This is a genomic window from Streptomyces adelaidensis (genome assembly GCF_016598475.1).
Classification (GTDB): Bacteria; Actinomycetota; Actinomycetes; order Streptomycetales; family Streptomycetaceae; genus Streptomyces; species Streptomyces adelaidensis.
In genome coordinates this window covers 1-19,221 of sequence record NZ_JAEMUX010000123.1, presented here as the reverse complement: position 1 = coordinate 19,221, position 19,221 = coordinate 1, and the positions used below count along the sequence as shown (strand labels likewise).

The 19,221-nt window shown below is 67.0% G+C and carries 16 protein-coding genes and 1 pseudogene; 6 read left to right on the top strand and 11 right to left on the bottom strand.

Annotation, left to right across the window (positions count from 1 at the left end; genetic code table 11):
• Positions 1 to 319 precede the first annotated feature (319 nt).
• The 3 genes from I8N67_RS38115 to I8N67_RS38105 form a co-directional block, all read right to left on the bottom strand.
• Complete coding sequence (locus I8N67_RS38115; RefSeq protein WP_200308878.1) at positions 320 to 1,453, bottom strand: MAB_1171c family putative transporter; 1,134 nt, start codon at positions 1,451 to 1,453, stop codon at positions 320 to 322.
• Complete coding sequence (locus I8N67_RS38110) at positions 1,453 to 1,806, bottom strand: hypothetical protein (RefSeq protein WP_307835493.1); 354 nt, start codon at positions 1,804 to 1,806, stop codon at positions 1,453 to 1,455. The genes I8N67_RS38115 and I8N67_RS38110 overlap by 1 nt, the downstream gene beginning before the upstream one ends.
• A gap of 179 nt (positions 1,807 to 1,985) precedes the next feature.
• Entirely contained in the window at positions 1,986 to 2,456 is a 471-nt protein-coding gene (locus I8N67_RS38105) for a hypothetical protein (protein ID WP_307835492.1), read from the bottom strand.
• 457 nt (positions 2,457 to 2,913) lie between these two features.
• Here I8N67_RS38105 and I8N67_RS38100 point away from each other — a divergent pair, with 457 nt between their 5' ends.
• Both I8N67_RS38100 and I8N67_RS38095 read left to right on the top strand, forming a co-directional pair.
• Complete coding sequence (locus I8N67_RS38100) at positions 2,914 to 4,203, top strand: MFS transporter (protein ID WP_200308876.1); 1,290 nt, start codon at positions 2,914 to 2,916, stop codon at positions 4,201 to 4,203.
• Positions 4,200 to 5,426 (top strand): IS701 family transposase, encoded by a 1,227-nt coding sequence (locus I8N67_RS38095; RefSeq protein WP_200308875.1) that lies wholly within the window; start codon positions 4,200 to 4,202, stop codon positions 5,424 to 5,426. Before I8N67_RS38100 ends, I8N67_RS38095 begins: the two co-directional genes overlap by 4 nt.
• A 40-nt stretch (positions 5,427 to 5,466) precedes the next feature.
• On the opposite strand, the gene I8N67_RS38090 is transcribed toward I8N67_RS38095, so the two are convergent.
• Positions 5,467 to 6,351: a helix-turn-helix transcriptional regulator gene (locus I8N67_RS38090; protein ID WP_200308874.1), complete on the bottom strand. Its 885-nt coding sequence runs from the start codon at positions 6,349 to 6,351 to the stop codon at positions 5,467 to 5,469.
• Between the two features lie 240 nt (positions 6,352 to 6,591).
• Here I8N67_RS38090 and I8N67_RS38085 point away from each other — a divergent pair.
• The 4 genes and pseudogenes from I8N67_RS38085 to I8N67_RS38070 all read left to right on the top strand — a co-directional run.
• A pseudogene (locus tag I8N67_RS38085) lies at positions 6,592 to 8,049 on the top strand (MFS transporter); the annotation flags it as partial.
• Entirely contained in the window at positions 8,039 to 8,929 is an 891-nt protein-coding gene (locus I8N67_RS38080; RefSeq protein WP_307835491.1) for an alpha/beta hydrolase, read from the top strand. The pseudogene I8N67_RS38085 and the gene I8N67_RS38080, both read left to right, overlap by 11 nt.
• On the top strand, positions 8,926 to 9,453 hold the full coding sequence (locus I8N67_RS38075; protein ID WP_200308872.1) for a hypothetical protein: 528 nt from the start codon (positions 8,926 to 8,928) through the stop codon (positions 9,451 to 9,453). Before I8N67_RS38080 ends, I8N67_RS38075 begins: the two co-directional genes overlap by 4 nt.
• A gap of 14 nt (positions 9,454 to 9,467) precedes the next feature.
• A complete protein-coding gene (locus tag I8N67_RS38070; protein WP_200308871.1) occupies positions 9,468 to 10,457 on the top strand; it encodes an MsnO8 family LLM class oxidoreductase in 990 nt (329 codons plus the stop codon).
• 163 nt (positions 10,458 to 10,620) lie between these two features.
• Here I8N67_RS38070 and I8N67_RS38065 read toward each other — a convergent pair whose 3' ends face one another.
• From I8N67_RS38065 to I8N67_RS38035, 7 genes are all read right to left on the bottom strand, one after another.
• The gene (locus tag I8N67_RS38065; RefSeq protein WP_200308870.1) at positions 10,621 to 11,826 is read right to left on the bottom strand and encodes an acyltransferase family protein; all 1,206 of its coding nucleotides are present in this window, start codon (positions 11,824 to 11,826) and stop codon (positions 10,621 to 10,623) included.
• A gap of 71 nt (positions 11,827 to 11,897) precedes the next feature.
• Positions 11,898 to 13,139: an FG-GAP repeat domain-containing protein gene (locus tag I8N67_RS38060; protein ID WP_200308869.1), complete on the bottom strand. Its 1,242-nt coding sequence runs from the start codon at positions 13,137 to 13,139 to the stop codon at positions 11,898 to 11,900.
• 20 nt (positions 13,140 to 13,159) lie between these two features.
• A complete protein-coding gene (locus tag I8N67_RS38055; protein WP_234046940.1) occupies positions 13,160 to 13,948 on the bottom strand; it encodes a hypothetical protein in 789 nt (262 codons plus the stop codon).
• Positions 13,945 to 15,141 carry a non-hydrolyzing UDP-N-acetylglucosamine 2-epimerase gene (gene wecB, locus I8N67_RS38050; RefSeq protein WP_200308868.1) on the bottom strand — a complete coding sequence of 399 codons (1,197 nt, stop codon included), beginning with the start codon at positions 15,139 to 15,141 and terminating at the stop codon, positions 13,945 to 13,947. Before wecB ends, I8N67_RS38055 begins: the two co-directional genes overlap by 4 nt.
• A 104-nt stretch (positions 15,142 to 15,245) precedes the next feature.
• Positions 15,246 to 16,922, bottom strand: a complete 1,677-nt coding sequence (locus I8N67_RS38045; RefSeq protein WP_200308867.1) for an FAD-binding protein — start codon at positions 16,920 to 16,922, stop codon at positions 15,246 to 15,248.
• A gap of 63 nt (positions 16,923 to 16,985) precedes the next feature.
• On the bottom strand, positions 16,986 to 17,771 hold the full coding sequence (locus I8N67_RS38040; RefSeq protein ID WP_200308866.1) for an SDR family NAD(P)-dependent oxidoreductase: 786 nt from the start codon (positions 17,769 to 17,771) through the stop codon (positions 16,986 to 16,988).
• Positions 17,772 to 17,839: 68 nt separating this feature from the next.
• On the bottom strand, positions 17,840 to 18,787 hold the full coding sequence (locus tag I8N67_RS38035; protein WP_200308865.1) for a UTP--glucose-1-phosphate uridylyltransferase: 948 nt from the start codon (positions 18,785 to 18,787) through the stop codon (positions 17,840 to 17,842).
• Positions 18,788 to 19,221 lie beyond the last annotated feature (434 nt).

Genomic DNA, 19,221 nt, shown 5'->3' with positions numbered 1-19,221 from the left:
GCCCCACCGGCAGTGAACACGTCGTCGCCATACATCCCCCGACCGTAGCTCCCAAAGCAGCCGGAGTGCCCGTGAATTGATAGCTTTCGCCCAGTCGTGCTTTGCAAGCACCATGGCCAGAGCCCAGGATGCCCCTCCCCGCCACTACAGCCGCCTCACACGGAAAGCGAATTGGCAGGGGCAACCGCGTCGCCCTTCACCACCGCAGCAGCCCAACCTCGCTTGTCGGCGACGGATCGCGGTTGTACCGCTTCCGCGGCGAACCTCCCTGATCCCTTGCGGATGTCGAAGATGAACAGGCCGGCGATCAGCAGCCCCTCTACGATGTCCTGGCACTCAAAGCGTGGGATATGGATATCAGTTCACCGACATCCGCACCCAGGTCATTGGTGGGTGGCAACGCTACCCGTGCCGCGAAGAGCGCCATCTCCGGGTCCTCCGTGGTCGGCTGAAGCGCCAACGCTTCGGTGATGTATCTGGCTGTCTGTTCGGGCGGGCCGTGGGCAAGATCGGCGTGAGGGGCTACACGTGTCAATAGAGGACTCAGGCGCACCAGTCCGTCGCGACACTCGATGAGCCGACGGTAGAACCGCTCGTGCGCACGGGGACGCCGAACACGGCTCCACACGGACGCCACCCCGCGGTTCAGTACGAGATCCGGATACGCGGCGACAAGAGCCGTCCACAGGGGCCTGAGTTCGCCGAACATGCGACGGTGATGCAGGACCGATTTCCAGCACAAGACCATTTGGACGCTGGCCGAGTAGCCAATCCCGATCAGGACGACACTCAACGCCCAGTCAGTCATAGACGAGTTGAAGCTGCGAAACGCATCACCCGATCCGTATTCACCGAAACGCAGGACCGCCCAGATCAACCTGTTGACAGCTGCGATCATCAGCCCGAAGAGACCGGCCACCATGGCCCACAACCCAAGCGCCAAGTGTCGTGATGCCATTCGTGCGCAGCGCAACACCCAAAACTTCGCCGCCACATAAACGTAGATGAAATAGAGATTGCCGATGACGTAGAAGGCGATGATCCCCGGCTGCGCCATGTGCGGTGTGCTCAACGTGTGCGAGCGCATCGATGGGGGCGTTGCCGTCATGCAGGTGATGAGGGAGATCAGAACAACGGCCAGGAGTGCGGTGTTGACTCGTCGTTGCCGCCGGTATTCGGCACTCACGCCCAGGACGGACGAGATGAAGAAGAGGACCAACACATATACGCCGATCATGTGCACCGCATTGTACGCGACCTTGTCCACGCCGACCGCCGTCAGCTCGTCAACCGCGTGGATCATCTGCGGGAAGCTCAGGACTTCGCCGAGGAGTAGCAGCAGCAGACAGGAGACCAAGGTCCGTAACAGTCGATCGTGAGGGGCGCGAACCAAGTCGGCGAATTTCCATATCGACCCAATGATCAACATGATGACCACCGGTTCCTGGGACATCACAGCCATCCAAGGCGGGGGTTCAACGCAGAACGCAGAGACTGGAGGGCCGGGTCCTCGGGTGGGCAGGGCGTGACGTAGTTCATGACCACTGCCCACTCCTGGATGATCGTCGCGACGAGTTCTGCCTCGTACTCGTAGTCCTCCGTGTACGACGTACGCTGCAATCCCTGCTCGGGCAGGGCGCCAGGAAAGTCCGGACCCGGATCGGAGAATGCGTCGACCGGAATCAGATCATTTTCGTGATCGGCAAGTATATGACCCATCTCATGCAAGATGATGTGATCTTGATGCAGGCGGGAGGTCTCTTTCTGGTAGAAGATACTCTCCGTGGCCGACTGGGAAATCCACACTCCGGAAGGTCCAGGAATCGGCAACCCCCAGGGAATTAACCTGATTTCCTTTCCTCGATATTGACCGATCCTTTTGCATAACTCCTGCACATCCAACGGAGGTCGGATGTCGAGGTGACGCAGAAGACGTCGACAATATCGGCGGAGCTGACGTTCCCGTACGGCCACGATACCCTTTCTTATGTTCCTAAGTCGGAATCAGAAGTGCCGTCCTGATCGAGAACATCGATCATCTTGAGCAACTGTTCACGCATCGCCGGGGTCATCATGCCCGCCCTCATCGCGACCTTCCGCACCTCGCGACTGGCCAGGACCTGCCGCAAAAGCGCATCGTCGGACGCTTCTTGTGCCACGAGCTCATGGACGGTGATCGGTGGGGACGCCGGATCTCGACGATCATCGAAGAACTTCGCAAGACCCACAAGGACGCCCACCGTCGGGTTCGTGTGAGATCCGTTGCGGAGCATCGCCAGGTAACTTCGCGACAGGGTGGCCGGGTGGGACGGGTCCGCGGTGACCGCTTTCGCTACTTCGGCGGTCGAGTACTCCCGCTGACGGCCTCGAGGATCTGCCCAACGCGTAGTCGCGAACAGCGCGTTCAAGCGCTCGGCCAACGTACGTTCCTGCTGCCCGTCGTCATCTACTGCCACGCCTCACTCCTGGTGCCGGCTCGGCCCCGTGCGGTCAACTGGATGATACATCGGTCTTCTGTACTACGTATTGGACAGTTCACACGAGTGCACCTTGACCGCCTTCTGGTAGCGCCAATATATTGGCGCCATTGCCAGCAGGTTGGCACTGGAGGGAGGTCTGCGACACCACGTCAGGCCACACCGCCCGGACCACAACACGGCACACCGGCGTGCCTGTGAGCGCCCAAACGACACTGACGACGCTGTTCACACAGCGGACATGGACAGTTCGCGAAGGCATCCAACGTCAGACCTGCCCCGCCTTTTGTCATGTCATGCACCAAAGCCTCGACGGATCCCGCAGTCGGCTCCGCCGGACCCTCTCGCTGCCCCACCCGGCCCCCCGTGCCCATGCCTCAACGTTCCGCGCTGCCTGGGTCGGGCTGCCTGACGCTGCTCGAGAAAGGAGTCTTCCGTGCCCCTCGCACTTCTAGCTCTCGCTGTGGGTGCATTCGGTATCGGCACCACCGAGTTCGTCATCGTAGGTCTGCTGCCAGAAGTGGCGGACGACTTGTCGGTGACCATTCCCAGTGCTGGGATGCTGGTCACCGGGTACGCGCTCGGTGTGGTGGTCGGTGCCCCACTGATGACGGCCGCAGGGACTCGACTGCCGCGCAAGACCATGTTGTTGGTACTCATGGGCGTGTTCATCGTGGGCAATCTGATCTGCGCGCTCGCCCCGGATTACGGCGTGCTGATGGCCGGTCGCCTGGTCGCGGCACTCTGCCACGGTGCGTTCTTCGGCATCGGATCCGTTGTCGCGGTGGATCTGGTAGCCCCTGGTCGTAAGGCAAGCGCCGTCGCGCTGATGTTCACGGGGCTGACCCTCGCCAACGTCCTCGGGGTCCCGCTGGGCACACTGCTGGGACAGCACTTCGGCTGGCGATCCACGTTCTGGGCAGTCACGGCGCTGGGGGCCGCAGGGGCGTTGGGCATCGCTCTACTCGTACCGCGTCAGAGCCCTGCCGCGGGAGCCGGTCTGTGCGGGGAGCTGGCGATGTTCCGGCATCCGCAGGTGTGGCTGGCGATCCTCACGACCACGCTCGGCTTCGCCGGTGTATTCGCCTCTTTCACCTACCTGGTACCAATGATGACCGGTCTCGCGGGCTACTCCGCTTCGGCGGTCTCCTGGCTTCTGGTCTTGTTCGGTCTCGGCCTGACCGCTGGGAACTTCGTCGGTGGCCGGGCCGCCGACCGGGCCGTGATGCCCACGCTCTACTGGGTTTTGGGCTCGCTCGCCACGGTGCTCGTGATCTTCGTCTTCACCTCCCGCAGCCAGGTACCGGCTGCCGTGACCATCGCCGTGTTCGGCGCCGTCGGTTTCGCCACCGTCCCGCCGCTCCAGATGCGCGTGATGCAGAAGGCCCAGAGCGCACCTGCCATGGCGGCAGCGGCAAACATCGCCGCCTTCAATCTCGGGAACGCGCTGGGTGCCTCACTCAGCGGCATTGCCATCGACCACGGACTGGGGTACACAGCGCCGAACTGGATCGGCGCCGCTCTGGCCGCCGCCGGGCTGAGTGTCGCTCTCTTGTCCGGGCGTCTCGACCGACGCCAGGTCGTGCGCGGTACCGCAGAGCAGAACGCGTCGACCGCCGACTCCATTGTCTCGGCTGTCTCAGCCGTCTCAGCATGGAAGCACTCGGTCACCACGTCGCCTCACCCCCAAGATTCCACAGACGCCAAGGGAGGCCGCCAGACATGAGTCCGACACGCGCGTGGCAGGCCATGGCAGGACCCGGCACACACCCCGTGGACACGCTGGTCGAGGAACTCTTCGGATACCTACCGCGAGCCGACCAGCGTCGATGGGCACATGTCTATCTGAGGGGACTCCTGCTCACCGACGGCAAGAAGTCCATGCGGCGGTTGGCCGAGTCAGTGTCCGCCTCACCCACGGCCTGGTATTCGTTACAGCAGTTCATCAACAGCAGCCCATGGGAGTGGGAACCGGCCCGTGACGCACTGACACGGTGGGTCGAGGAGAGGTCGTCCGTGCGGGCCTGGACCCTTACGCCGGTCGTCCTGCCCAAGCGCGGTGGCCACTCCGTGGGCGTGCACCAGCGGTTTGATGCCTCGACCGGTCGGCGGATCAACTGCCAGTTGGGCATCGCGCTTTTCCTGTCATGCCCCGGCGCGAACTTTCCTGTCGGCTGGCGGCTGTTCCTTCCCCAGCAGTGGACCGATGACCCCCAGCTGCGCCGACGCGCCCGCATACCCGAGACAGAAAGCTTCCAGCCGCAGTGGAAGCACATGCTCGACCTAATGGGCAGCATGGCCCCCCGTACCTCCTCGCTGTCCGTGCCCGTGGTGGCCGACATGAGCGACGCGACCGACTTCAGAGACCTGACATCCCAACTGGACAGCACCGGGAGGGACTTCGTTGTCGCCGTCCACCCCCGGCAGTTGTCTGCCAGCGTCTGTGGCGTTCGGGAGCTGACACTCCCCTCCGGTGCACGGATCGGGCACCACGTGAGGGCCGACACCGCGGTCGACGCGCCCACGGGCGTGCCCGCTGCGCGACGGACGTGGAGCCGGCGCATCGCCACGGTCACAGGGGCCGACGGGAGGTTCCGGCAGGCGCAGGTCCTGTCCACCCTCATGCCACAGCAGACCGACGGTGGGCGCCAGGCGTACCGGCTGTTCACCGAACTCGACACTGCGGGGCGGCCCAGCTCACAGGTCTGGCTCACCAACCTCGTGCACCACCGGCTGGACGAGCTACTCGAACTGACCCGCCTCTACATCAGCTCCACCGTCACCGCGGATCTCATGGACGGCCATCATGAGCTGCTGGACTTCGCGGGGCGCTCATTCCCCGCCTGGCACCACCACATGACCATGGCCTCGGCGGCATACACCTACATGCGCCTCGCCCACGCCTTGCACCCGATGGAGCCTCGGCTCGCCGAGCGGCGCAGCGCCTGAACACTGCCGGCCTCGCCGTGTGGCGGTTCCGGCAGCGCGTTCAGCGCCGTACCGCCGTGGAGTCCTCCACCACCGGAGCCGTCACGCTGCCGAGGAGCCGTAGCGCCGCCTCCGACGGTGAGCCGGGCTCGGCCGTGTAAGCGATGAGGCGCTGGCCTGAAGCGCCAGGGATGACGAGGTTCTCGAAACTGAGGTCCATCGCGCCAACCATCGGATGGCGCAGATGCTTCACTCCGGACGTGCAGGTTCGTACCGGGTGCCGGGCCCAGCGAGATGCGAACTCGTCGCAGTTCATGGTGAGTTGGCCGATGAGTTCCGCGAGGGAACGGTCGTGGGGGTGGCGGCCCGCGACCAGGCGCAGGGAGGCCACGCCGAGTTGGGCCTCCTCGTTCCAGTTGGTGAACAACTCCTGGTACTGCTCGTCCAGAAAGAGCATCCGGGTCAGGTTGGGGCGGGTCGCCGGGGTGTCAGGGCTCGCGAGCGCCAGGTGTCCGGCGAGCAGAGCGTGCCCCATCCGGTTCCAGGCGAGGACGTCGTTGTGCCGGTCCAGGACGAGGGCCGGTACGTCGCTCATCGCCGCCAGCAGTTGGCGGGCCGAGTCGCTGGCATGTGCCACCCGGGGCGGAGCCGGCCTCGACGAAGCGACGGCGGGGCGGGCGAGATCCTTCAGATGGGCCGTCTCGTCGTCGGACAGGCGCAAGGTACGCGCGATCGACTCCAGCACACCGTCGGAGGCACTGAGGGCACGCCCCTGTTCAAGCCGGGTGTAGTGGGTGATGCTGACGCCCGCGAGCATCGACAGCTCCTCGCGGCGCAGGCCGGTGACGCGGCGGCGGTTCGGGTGCGGCGTGATGCCGACGTCCTCGGGACGCAGCGCGGCGCGGCGGGACTTGAGGAAGTCTCCCAGCTCGGACGGGGCGTCCATCCATGCCTCCAGGTGGGCGGAGTGCGACTGGCCGTAGCCACTGACTTCCCATCATGCCCGCCTGTCCCGAGGGCCGGGGGCCGTGAGGGTGGTCCTCTGATGACTACCCTCCCGCTGGCTGTGCGAGACAGGGATCTGGCTGGCGGTCCTGGCATCAACGAGCCTCTTCTCCGTAACCGCGCGTGCTGCGACCGAGTGTGCACGGGTGTCAGGAACCATCAGGAACTTTGAGGAAAAGGACTCGACGTCATGTCTGTCACTGATTCGGAGGCTGCCGGTACCGCGTCCGGCACCCCCGCCGACACGCCACCGACCGTACTCACACCCAGGCTCCGGCTCGTGTTGGTGCTGCTGCTCGCCTCCCAGTTCATGCTGGCCGTGGACTTCTCCATCCTGAACGTGGCGCTCCCGGTGATCGGTGAGGGCCTGGGCTTCTCACTCGGGCACCTGCAATGGATCGCCACCTCGTTCGCTCTATGCGCCGCCGGCTTCACTCTGCTCTTCGGCCGCGTCGCGGACCTGTTCGGCCGTCGTCGGCTGTTTCTCGGCGGCCTCGTCCTCCTTGGCGCGGCCTCGCTCGTGGGCGGCCTGGCGCAGAGCCCGGAGGTACTGATCGCGGCCCGCGTCTGCCAGGGGCTGGCCACCGCCGCCGTCACCCCGGCCGGGCTGTCGCTCCTGACGACCTCGTTCCCGGAGGGTCCGCTGCGCGAGAAGGCGCTCGGCCTCAACGGGGCGTTGATGTCCGCCGGGTTCACCACCGGAGCCATCCTCGGCGGCCTGCTGACCGACCTGCTGTCTTGGCGCTGGGCGTTCTTCATCAACGTGCCCGTCGCCCTCGCGGTGCTGATCATCGCCCCGACGGTCATCAAGGAGTCCCGTCCCGACGAGCGCCCGAAGCTGGACCTGCCCGGTGCCATCAGCGTCACGCTCGGTCTGCTGGCCATCGTCTTCGGTCTCACCCAGGCCGGTGAGAAGGGCTGGGGCTCGGCGGATGCGCTGCTGCCGCTGGCCGCGGGCGTGGCACTGATGCTCGTGTTCTACGCCGTCGAGCGCAAGGTGTCCGCGCCGCTGGTCCCGCTCAGCGTGCTCGGCAAACGCTCCGTGGCCTGGGGCAACGTCGCCGGTCTGATCGCGTTCCTCACCGAGACCTCGCTGGTCTTCTTGCTTACCCTCTACCTCCAGGAGGTGCTCGGCTTCTCCGCGCTCGCCGCCGGTCTGTCCTTCGGTGTACTGGGCATCGGAACGGTCGTGGGCGGCTCCACGGCCCCTCGGGTCATCGGGAAGATCGGCACCAGGCAGACGCTGATCGTGGGCGGCATCCTGCAGACCGTGTTCACCGTGGCCCTGCTCGGCCTCGGCGACGACCGCTCGTGGATGTGGCTGCTGCTGGTCGCCACCTTCGCCGGTGGCGTCGGCAACATGCTCGTCATCGTCGGCTTCATGGTCACCGCCACCTCGGGACTCGCCGACCACGAACAGGGCCTGGCCACCGGCCTCGCTACCATGACCCAGCAGGTCGGCATCACCATGGGTACGCCCATCATGAGCGCCATCACCACCGCCGCCATGGCCGGCACCGGAGCCTCCGCGATCCTCGGCGGCCTGAAGGTAGCGATCGCGGTCAACGCCGCCATCGTGCTCCTCGGCACCCTCACCAGCGCTGTGTTCCTGCGCGGCGCCCGGTCGAGTGCGCACTGACGACGGGCGGTACGGGCCGCCGGACGCCGGCTTACGGCCCTTCTCCGCCGGACGCCTCGACGACCTACAGCGCGAGGCGGCCGGCTGGGAGGGCCGGTCGCTCGACGCCGGGACGCACAGCGTCCCGGTGCGGGTCTACCGGCCCGGCCCGAACCCGTACGGCCGGATGGTGTGGGCGCACGGCGGCAGCTGGCAGGCGGGGTCCGTGGAGCACTGGCACGAACCGGTCATGGACCTCGCCCGGGTGTCGGGCTGCACCGTGGTCAGCGTCGGATACCGCCTGGCACCCCGCCACCGTCACCCGGCGCAGCTCGACGACGTCCTGACCGCACTGTCCTGGGCCGGGGAGCAGGCAGAGCACGGCGAGCCGGTCGTGGTCGGGGGCGACAGCGCAGGCGGCACCATCGCCGCCTGCGCGGCCCTCGCCCGCCGCGACAGGGGTGAGCCGCTCGCCGCCCAGGTACTGGCCTACCCGCCGCTCGACCCCGCCTGCTCCGCCCCCTCCTATACGCGCGACCCCGGCGCGTTCCCCGCCGCCGAGGACCTGCGGCAGGCGTGGCGACGGTACCGGGGGGCGAGCAGCACCGCCGTACGCGACGGCGTGAAGCTGCACAGCACCCCACTGGAAGCCGTGCGACTCGACGGGCTGGCCCCGGCCATCCTTGCCGTCGGGGACCTCGACCCTGTCGCCGACGACGTCACGGAGTATGCGCGGCGCCTGGCGGAAGCGGGAAACGACGTACGTCTGCGCGTCTTCCCCCACACCCCGCACGCCGTCTTCCTCGCCGCCGACGGCTCCGATCCGCATGGCCCTCCCCTGCGGAAATGGCTCGGCACATTGCTGCGCGACCGGCTGCGGCCACGGAAGGAGACAACATGACCACCGACAACACACAGCACGCCACCGGCCTTCTGCACCTCGAAGCGCTGGCCCGGCACTTCGCCGACCTGCGCGACGGCAGCCATGGCGAGGGCGGCGACACAGTGTCCCGCCTCGGCAAGGAACGGCACTTCCGGCGGGCTGTCGAGCTGCTCCACCCCTACGCCGTGCAGGTCTTGGACGAGTTCGATGCCGCTCTGTTCCTCGGCAAGGGCGAGGTCGACGCGACTGGAGTCCGGCGCACCAGGGACGGCGGCCTCGGAGCGTCGTGGACGCTGTCGTGGCCGGAGCAGCGCGAGACCGAGATCGCTCCGATCACGTTGCTGGCTTACTACGGGGGCGGGTTCCACCACCCGCATCTGCGGGGCGCGACCGTCCACGACTGGCCCTTGAACGTGTTCACGCCCGAGCAGGCGGAGGCGGAGGTACCCACGCTGCGGGCCATCGCCACCGGCGACCTGCACAACCTGGTCTTCCAGCGCGACTACCGGATCGTGCCCGCCATCGCGCGGGCGGGGAAATGAGAGGGGCGCCGCCCATGGCATCATCCGCGACGCTGCGTCTGTCGGTGCTGGACCAGTCGCCCATCGGCGCGGGCTTCTCGTCCGCGGACGCCCTGCACGCGTCGGTCGAACTGGCCCAGGCCGCAGAGGAGTTGGGGTACGTCCGCTACTGGACGGCGGAGCACCACGGCTCGCCGGGCTTCGCGGGCACTGCCCCCGAGATCCTCGCCGCCATCCTGTTGGCCCACACTCGGCGGATGCGCGTGGGTACCGGCGGAGTGCTGTTGCCCCGTTATCCGCCGGCGAAGGTGGCGGAGGTCTTCGGCGTACTCGCCTCGGTGTTCCCCCGCCGTGTCGACCTGGGCCTCGGCCGTGCCGGCGGCCCGGCCCACGACTATCCGCAACGGGTCCGCGCGGTGCGCCTGTTGTTGGGTCTGGACGGCGACGGGACGCCCACCGGTACCGACGTGAGCCCTGCCGCCGTAGACCCCCGGATGTGGCTCCTCGGGGCGGGTCTCGACTCCGGCGAGCTGGCAGGGCGGTTGGGAACCGACTACGCCTTCGCGCACTTCTTGGTGCCCGGTCCGGCGCGAGCGGCCCTCGCGTCCTACCGCGCGGCCTACACCGAGCAGACAGGCCGCCCCTCACCCGGCGGTGTTCTCGCGGTGCGCGTGGTCACGGCCGAGAGCGAGGACCGGGCCGAGGCTCTGGTGCAGAGCGTCCTGCTGTGGCGCAGCCGCAAGGATCTCGGCGAGGACCTTCCACTGCCCACTCCCGAGGAAGCTCTCGCCCACCGGTGGACCACCCTGGAGGCGGAACGTGCCGTGGCCCGCCGGGACTCTCTGGTGTGGGGAACTCCGGACCAGGTCCACCGGCGCCTGACGGCCCTGGCCGCCGAGCACGGCGTCGACGAGGTGATGGTCAACACCCTGACCTGTGACCCTGCCGACCGTCTGACCTCGTACCGGTTGCTCGCCGAGGTCTTCGCCGACCGGCCTCGGTCCGTGGCTCCGGCGGCGACCTGAACCGCTGGGCGACGGCGAAGGCCGAGGGCTTGTGTCCCACGGTCGCCCCTGCCCGTCCCGTCCGCCGGGGTAGCCGAAGGGGCTGAACCCTTCGGTCCAGGCCCACGCAGCGGGGCGGCGAGGCAAGAACCCGCTGACGGACCCATGCCGTCAGCGGGTTCTGTCACAGCGCGCGAAGCGAGGTCTGCTCGGCGGGCTCCGCCGCTGCGGAGACCGGGGCGGGAACGTCCGGGAGTGTGGAACGGGAGTTCTTGCGGCTGCGGCTGAGCCGGCGCATGGCCGGCATCTCCACGAAGCGGTACAGCAGCCAGCCGCCCAGCAGGGACGCGCCGAAGAACCCCACGATCAGCAGTACCGCGCCGGGCACGCCGTAGGCGGAGCCGTTCAGCAGGGAACGCAGGTAGAAGATCGACACACCCTGGACGAGGTAGAAACCGAAGGAGACCTCGCCGAGCCACACCATGGGGCGGCTGCGCAGCCAGGTGCGACGCCCGGCGACATCGGCTGCAGCGACCGAGGCGATCAGTGCCCCGATAGGAATGATCGTGGCGGCGACGAAGGTGTACTCGAACGGCAGGACGAACCCGGCCGCGTAACCGATCGCGCAGAGGCCCAGGGACACCCCGATGCCGATGCGGCTGGGCCAGCGGCCCGCCAGCACGATCCGCGCGAGCAGCATGCCGAGCGCGAACTCGAAGAGGCGGCCCGGCGGGAACAGGTAGCCGAACCAGAACTGCATGTCGGATATCGGGGTGATCGCCGACTTCGGCGTGGCCGGTATCAGGTACATCGAGACCAGCTGGACCGCGACCGTGCCGGCGACCACGACCGCCGACCAGGCCCAGAGCGCCCCGTCCCGGATCTTCCGGATCGGCACGATCAGCAGCGGGAACGACAGATAGAAGAGCAGTTCGCTGCCCAGGGACCAACTCGGCGGGCTCACGCTGAGGTTGATCTCGGGCTGCGGGAAGAAGGTGTGCACGAGCAGCATGTTCGGCAGCCACTGGCCGACCGAACTGATCGTGGCACCGGCGAAGAGGATCAACGCCACCGTGAACACCACGAGGTGGTTCGGAAAGATCTTCGTCATGCGGCGCCGCCAGAACGCCCGCACGGACTGCCCCGGCCGCGACGACCAGGTGAGCACGAAGCCGGAGAGCACGAAGAAGAAGGACACCCCGATGTAGCCGGTGTTGAGGAATGTCTGCTCGTAGGCGTGCGCGATGCCGGAGTCGGCGAACGGGTTGATCGGATCATTCGGCGGGATGGGCGAGTTGGAGAGAGAGGAGTGGAAGAAGAAGACCAGGAGCGCCGCGAAGAACCGGAGACCGGTGAGCGACGGCAGTTTGGCCAGGTTCGTTGAAACCATGACAATCCTGTCGCTGGGAGGGCGAGGGAGATGGGGACCCCGCGCCCCGAGGGGGCGCGGGGAACAAAACCTCAGCCGACGGTGTCGATCTCGTTGCGATGCAGGACGATCTTCGCGTCCTTGGCCACGTAGTAGTTCTGCACCGAGTACGCGATCGTCGCGAAGTCCATCCGCCCGTCGCCGTTGAAGTCGGCGGTGGCGATCCGCGCGACGGACTCGTCCGACACCCGCCACTTCGTCCAGATGCCCTGGGCCGCGTCGACGGCTTTGTAGTACATGACCCCCTGCCAGGGCCACGGGCCGCGCAGTGCCACCAGGAACTCGTCGTCCCCGTCGCCGTCGAAGTCGGCGCAGACGATCTGGTGACCGGGACCTTCGCCGTTCTCGTTGGGATCGCCGTACACGTCCAGCAGTGTCCGCTCCCAGCTTCCGCCGGCCGCCGGACCACCGTCACGCTTGGTGTAGACGGCGACGGTGTTGCCGTGGAACGGCTCGATCGCCGCGACATACGCCATGGGGTCGTCGCCGAGCCGCCCGGCGTTGAGGTCACCGCTGCCCCGGAAGCCGGTCTTCTCGAACTGGGTGAGCTCGCCGGTGCCGACGAGCTCGCGCTGCCACTCGCCGCGCCCCGCGTCGTAGTACAACCAGGTGACGCCCTCGTCGGAAGCCAGCAGGAGCGAGTCCCGGTCCGAGCCGGGAAGGAGACCCCGCTTCTTCTCCGCGCCATGGATCATGCGGAAGCTGCTGTCGTCGATGACCGTCATCGGCCATTCCGCGGCCGTCAGCACGTCGTCGGGCTGGGTGAAAAGCACCACCGGCAGCACCGCGTGCACATCCGCCTCGGCCACAATCGGCAGCCCGATGATCTCCAGCCGCTCCGACTGCGTGAAGTAACCCGCCCGCAGGCGGTGCATTCCGGTGGCCCGGCCTACGTAGTGCTTCTTCCAGCGGGAGGGGTCCTTGTCGGGAGAACCGGGATTCTCCAACCAGGCGATCTTGCCGCCCTCGGGGTCGGGGTCGACGATCGTGCCGATCGGCCCGTACAGCTCGTAGCAGACGACGATGTCCGCCGCGCCGTTGCCGCTGACGTCGGCGAAGTCCGCGCCGACCGGCATGCGGAACCCGTCGGCGGCCAGGCGCCGGGTCCACTCGCCGTTGTTCTGGTACCAGTAGATCTCGCCCAGCCGCAGCCCGTACCCGAACAGGTCGGGCCGGCCGTCGCCGTCGATGTCGGGGGCCTCCAGCCAGTAGCCGTCGCGGAGCTGGTCGGCCACCAGCTCCGGGGTGAACTTCGGGGTGCGTATCTCGGTCATGTCGTGTCTCCGCTCGACGGTCACCGCGCGACGCGGTGATACTCGATGGCCAGCCATACGCAGTCGGCGTCGGCGTAGTACTGGTGCCAGGGGTAGGTGTAGGAGCCGTCCGGCCCGGGGGAGCAGAAGGGGTCCGGGGTGGTGTAGCCGGGACTCATCAGGACGTCCTGGTAGAGCGTGGAGTGGTCCTGCTCCTTGAACTTCTGCATGCGGCCGACTCCGGCCACCTGCGTGTGGACCTCGATGAAGTCATGCTGGTTGTGGATGAAACAGTCAGTGGCCGCCGGGGCGAACCACAGGTTGACCCTGACCTCGAAAGGCTGTGGCGGCCCCTCCCCCGCCGTCTCCCGCAGCAGGTGTGCCTGGTCGAACTCGACCTGGCCGATGGTGTCCTGCGGGCTTCGCCACAGGGGGATCCTCCTGTCGAAGGGAAGACCGCCAGTGGTACTGGGACCGTCGCCGATCACCTCGCCCAGCAGGTTCCAGCCCGGCTCGCCCACGATCCCGCCGATGTCATCGCTCGCCTCGTCGTGGACGCGGAGCACGACGAGGAGGTCGGCCCGCCCGACCGTTGCGCCCGCCACGATCGTGGAAGTCAGGGGTGGAATCGGCCGCATCGGGGACTCGGTGACGTACGCGTCCCGCGTCCCGCAGTTGACCACGATCGCCCGGCCGTCGATCCGGTATTCGTCGATACCTCTCACAGTCGTCGCCGCGATGTGTGTGCCGGTGAAGTTCAGTGCGCGCACACCGTCCTGGGTGCCCGCACGCGTGTCCGTCGGCTGCTCACTGGTTGTCGTCCCGGTCATGTCCGCGCGTACTCCCCTGTGTGTACCGTCTCGTCGGTCAGGTCGTTGAGCGGGGTCTCCGGCACGAAAGGCTCCGCGGGCGGGCCGTCGCCGAAGAAGTGCGCGAGCGCGTCGATCGTGCGTCGCGTGGCCCGCCCGTCGCCGTACGGATTGGCGGCGGAGGCCATCTGCGCGTATGCCTCCTTGTCGCGAAGCAGCCGTACGGTGTGGGCGTACACGCCGTCGTACGCGGTGCCGACCAGGCGAGCCGTGCCCGCGACCACGGCTTCCGAACGTTCGGTGACGTTGCTGATCACCAGCGTCGGCTTGCCCAGCGCCGGGCCCTCCTCCTGGGCTCCGCTGGAGTCCGAGAGGATGATGTCGGCGCGCCGCATGAGTCTGCAGAAGTTCAGGTACGGCAGCGGATCGACGATCGTGATGTTCGGATGCCCTCCGATGTGGGGCAGCATCGCCTGGCGTACTGACGGATTGCGGTGCAGTGGCACGACCACCCGAGTGTCGGGCTCGTCCGCGATCCTGGCGAACGCCCGGGCTATCTCGGGAAGGTGAGGCCAGGCGTCCCGCCGGTGGGCGGATGCCAGCACCACTCGCCGACGGTCGTCGGCCAGGTCCTCCAGCGCCGGGTGGCCAAAGCTGTCCGCCTTGTCGCTCGCCCACTGCAGGGCATCGATGACGGTGTTCCCGGTCACCGCGATCGTCTCCTCGGCGATGCCCTCGGCGAGCAGGTTCGCCTTGTTGCCCGGAGTGGGCGCGAGGTGCAGGGCCGCGATCTGGGCGACCATTCGGCGGTTTCCCTCCTCGGGGAAGGGGGACCCGAGGAAGCCGCTGCGCAGCCCCGCTTCCACGTGGACCACTGGGATCTGGTGGTGGAAGCCGGCCAGGGCGCCGGCCATCGTGGTCGCCGTGTCGCCGTGCACCAGCACGGCCTCGACCTTCCGAGTGCTGAGTTGGCCTTCCAGCTCGCGCAGCGCACGGTAAGTGGTCTGCGAGAGTGTCTGTTTGGGGACCATTACCCCGAGGTCGATGTCGGGGGTGAGGTCGAACGCGCGCAGTGTTTCGTCCAGCATTTCCCGGTGCTGGCCGGTCGAGATGACGATCGGCTCGAAGCGGGGGTCGTCCCGCAGTGCGTGTATCGCCGGGGCGAACTTGATGGCCTCGGGGCGGGTGCCCAGGACCACGGCAACAGATCGCATCAGGTGTCTCCCGATTGAGATGTCGCGTGAGAGGCCGGTTCCGGCACACGGGAACTCCGTTGTTCCGGCACGGAATCCGACAGAGGTCGGCCCTGAACCCGGCCCTAGCTCTTGGCGGGCTCGACGGACAGGGCGTGGCGGAAGTAGTTGCCCGGGTCGTAGCGCTTCTTGACCTGTTGGAGCCGGGGGTAGTTGCCCTTGTAGTAGAGGGTGTGCCAGGGGACACCGGAACGGTTGTACGCCGGGTCCGCCATGTCGGTGTCGCAGTAGTTGATGTAGCAGCCGTCCGTACGATCGCCGATCACCGGAACGCCCTTGGTCTCGGCGAAGAACTCGGCGTACAGACCGCGGATCCAGTCCAGGTGGAAGTCGTCGTCCCGCTCGTCCGGCCAGAAGGTCTGGAAGGTCATCTTGAACGCACAGTCGCGCTGCGCGTTGGCCGTCGCGTCCGGCGCGACCGCGTTGACCTGGCAGCCGAAGGAGAACAGCACGAGCATCGTGTCCGGGTTGTCGAAGTCCGGGCGGGTCATGTAGTTGTACAGCGCGGCGATCTGCTGGTCACTGAAGTTCTTCCGCATGTAGCCGGACTTGTGCACGGCTCGTGACATGGGGTCGGTGATCGTGGGGTTGTTGGTGCCGACCATGCGGGTGGCGTTGAGCCACGGCATCTCGCGTGGCTCGGCCAGGTTCGCCAGGTGTGGGATCTCCCCGTTCGCCTTGGTCATCGGCTTGACCACGAGACCGGTGCCGGCGGTGATGGCGGTGACATAGTCGTCGAGCAGCTTCCGGGCACCGGGCACGGTGGCGTCGACCTGTGTGAACATGCCCAGGCTGCCGTGTGCCTTGGCGCTGACGTTGAAAAGGCTCGACAGGTGCCGGTACGGGGAGTCGGGTGCGTTGTTGGCCTCGTGCCAGGCACCGAAGTTCTTCAGAAGCCGCGCGAACTTCGCCTCGTCCAGGTCGGACCAGGGAAGATCGACGGCGTGCACGAGGACCTTGGAAGGCGGCGAGATCAACTGGTCGCCGGGCTTGCTGCCCCGGGCATCGGGTGAGCGGAACCAGTAGCGGGTTATCAGCCCGAAGTTGCCACCGCCACCACCCGTGTGAGCCCACCACAGGTCCCGGTTCGGGTCGTCCTTCTCCCGCGTCGCGACGGTGGTGCGGACTGTGCCCTTCTCATCGATGGTAACGACCTCCACGGCGTAGAGGTGGTCAACGATGAGGCCATGGGCTCGGGAGAGCAGGCCGTAGCCGCCGCCCGATATGTGGCCGCCCGCTCCGACGCTGTAGCAGATGCCGCCGGGTACGGTCACGCCCCAGCCCTTGTACAGAGCTTCGTAGACGTTGAGCAGTCGGGCGCCGGGTTCGACGTAGAAGGCCCGCCTGGACGGGTCGTATCCGACGTCCGTCATCTCGGAGAAGTCCAGGATTACCTCGACCTCGGGGTTGCACACCAAGGCGGCGAAGCAGTGCCCGCCGCTGCGCACCGAGACCCGCTTGCCGGCCCGATGAGCGGAGCGAAGCGCGCGTTCGGCGTCCGCCGTCGAACGGATCATCTTCACGTACTCGGGGGCGGCGACGTACCTCTGGTTGTTCCCCGTGGTCAGCAGTGGGTAGCGGGGGTCCTCGGGCCCGATGAGGGCCCCGACGTCGTACGGCTCCCTTGCGTATGCCGGGGAGGTGGCTGCGGTCGTCGCACCGGCCGCAACCGCCGTGGCACCGCCGGCAAGAGCGGCGCTGCGGGCGAGAACGGAGCGCCGACTCATGGGCAACTCGGTCATGTGCACCTCAAGTGAAGGAGAGGGTGATGGGCGTGGAAGTAACGGTGGGACGGTGCCCTGTCGTCAGATCTGCCGCAGTGCGCCGCCATCGACGGCCCACTCGGCACCGGTGACCTGGCCGGCCAGCGGGGAGAGCAGATAGGCGATGACCCTGGCCACGTCGTCGGGGTGCCCGATCCGGCCGCTGGGAAGCCGACGCTCTTCGCGGATGAAGTGGTCGATCGCATCATCCGGGGACATCCCGTACCGCTCGGCGAGTTGCTCAGCGAAGCCGCCCGGCGCGTCGAAAAGCGCAGTCCGGGTAGGCCCGGGTGAGACAACGTTGGAGCGCACCCCGAGCGGCGCGAACTCCGCCGACAGGGACTTGGAGATCGACAGCAGCGCGGTTTTGGACGCCGCGTAGTCGAGCAGCGGTGCGTCGGGAAACCGGGCCGCCTCGCTCGCGATGTGTACAACACTCCCGGATTTCTGGTCGACCAACGCGGGAAGAACGGCCTTCGTCATCCGGACCAGGGAATGAAAGTTGAGCTCAAAGGTCGCTTTCCACTGTGCGTCCGTCGTGTGGAGAAATCCCTTGCGGGAATCGAGCCCACCGGCATTGTTCACCAGCCCGTCGATACGGCCATGACGCTCCAGAACGGTATCAGCGATACGTTGGGCCGCGTCCGGGTCAGTGACATCCGCAGATACCGAAGAAACGTTCTCACCGATCGAGTCAATTTCTTTTGTGCTGCGTGCCACTCCGACGACACAGGCTCCTTCGACTGCCAGTAGACGCGCGGTGGCCGCACCGATTCCCGATGATGCTCCGGTGACGAGGTAAACCTTGCCGAAGAACTGCAGATCCAACGATTCTCTCCTTCATTATTTCGTAACCGCACGTTCACGACAGGAACAGGCGGGGACGAGAAAAGCGCCTACGCAGCCCCGAGACCGCGTATCGCCGATACGGGGCGCGGGCACACAGTCGTGTTCGATGCGACAAACTCGCCGAGCCACTCGCGGAACCCTGGCCCCAGGTCCTCCCGCTCCCAGGCGAGTTGCACGACGGCGCGCAGGTAGTCGCCGGGATCCCCGGTGTCGTACCGGCGGCCGGAGAAGACCACACCGTGCACCGGCCCCGTCACCCCGTCGCCCCGGCACAACTCGCGCAGGGCGTCGGTGAGCTGGATCTCACCGCCGCGCCCCGGACGGGTGCGGCGCAGGACGCCGAACACCTCGGAGTCCAGGACATAGCGGCCGAGCACCGCGTACCCGCTCGGCGCCTCGGCGGGCGAGGGCTTCTCGACCAGGTCGGTCACCCGCACCACGTCGTGTTCTTCAGTCCTTGCCACGGCCGGGCACCCGTACCGGGCGATCTGCTCCCGAGGCACCTCCATGAGCGCCAGGACGCTGCCCCCGTACCGCTCATGAACCTCGGTCATGCGCCCGAGCAGGGTGTCCCTGGCATCGATCAGATCGTCGCCGAGCAGGACAGCGAAGGGTTCGCCCCCGACGTACGACGCGGCCCGCAGAACGGCGTGACCGAGCCCTTGGGCGTCGCCCTGGCGCAGGTAGTGAATGCTCGCGAGCGCGGCGGACGACGCCAGCCGGGCGAGCTTCGCGTCATCCCCTTTTCCCCTGAGCACGCTCTCAAGTTCGAACCCGCGGTCGAAGTGATCTTCCAGGGAGCGCTTGTTGCGCCCCGTCACCATCAAAATCTCGGAGAAGCCAGCCGACACGGCTTCCTCCACCACATACTGGATGGCGGGCTTGTCCACCACCGGCAGCATTTCCTTGGGAACGGCCTTTGTCGCAGGGAGAAAGCGTGTGCCCAGTCCGGCAGCCGGGATGACCGCCTTGGCTATTCGACGAGTACTGGTCATGCGTCGAATTTAGCTGTCACCAGGGCCACCCTGCGAGGAATCCCGGTAGCACGAGGCTACTTCGGTAGTTCGCACTTCGGAGGCCGTTCGACGGGTCGATCAAGTGTGCTCTGAACTGGCATTCCAGAAACTAAAACCAGATGCCTCAGCGCGGACTTGCCGAAAACGCGGAAAGCGGTTGCCGACGCACGACAACCGCGCTGAGCTACTCTCCGACGTGGCGAGCTGGGACATATCACGCGACATCAGCGAACGTGAAGCCCGCCGAGACCTCCGCGTTCGAGGACAGCGGTTGAGGCGACCCACACAAGCGGCGACGTTCCGCGCGTAGACGCGGTATTTGCCGTCACCCTGGATCGTCACCCGTGGTCCACCCTCCTGTGAGGACGGAAGCAACCACCGTAGGGCGCCCCTCCACGGCGCCCTACGAGCAG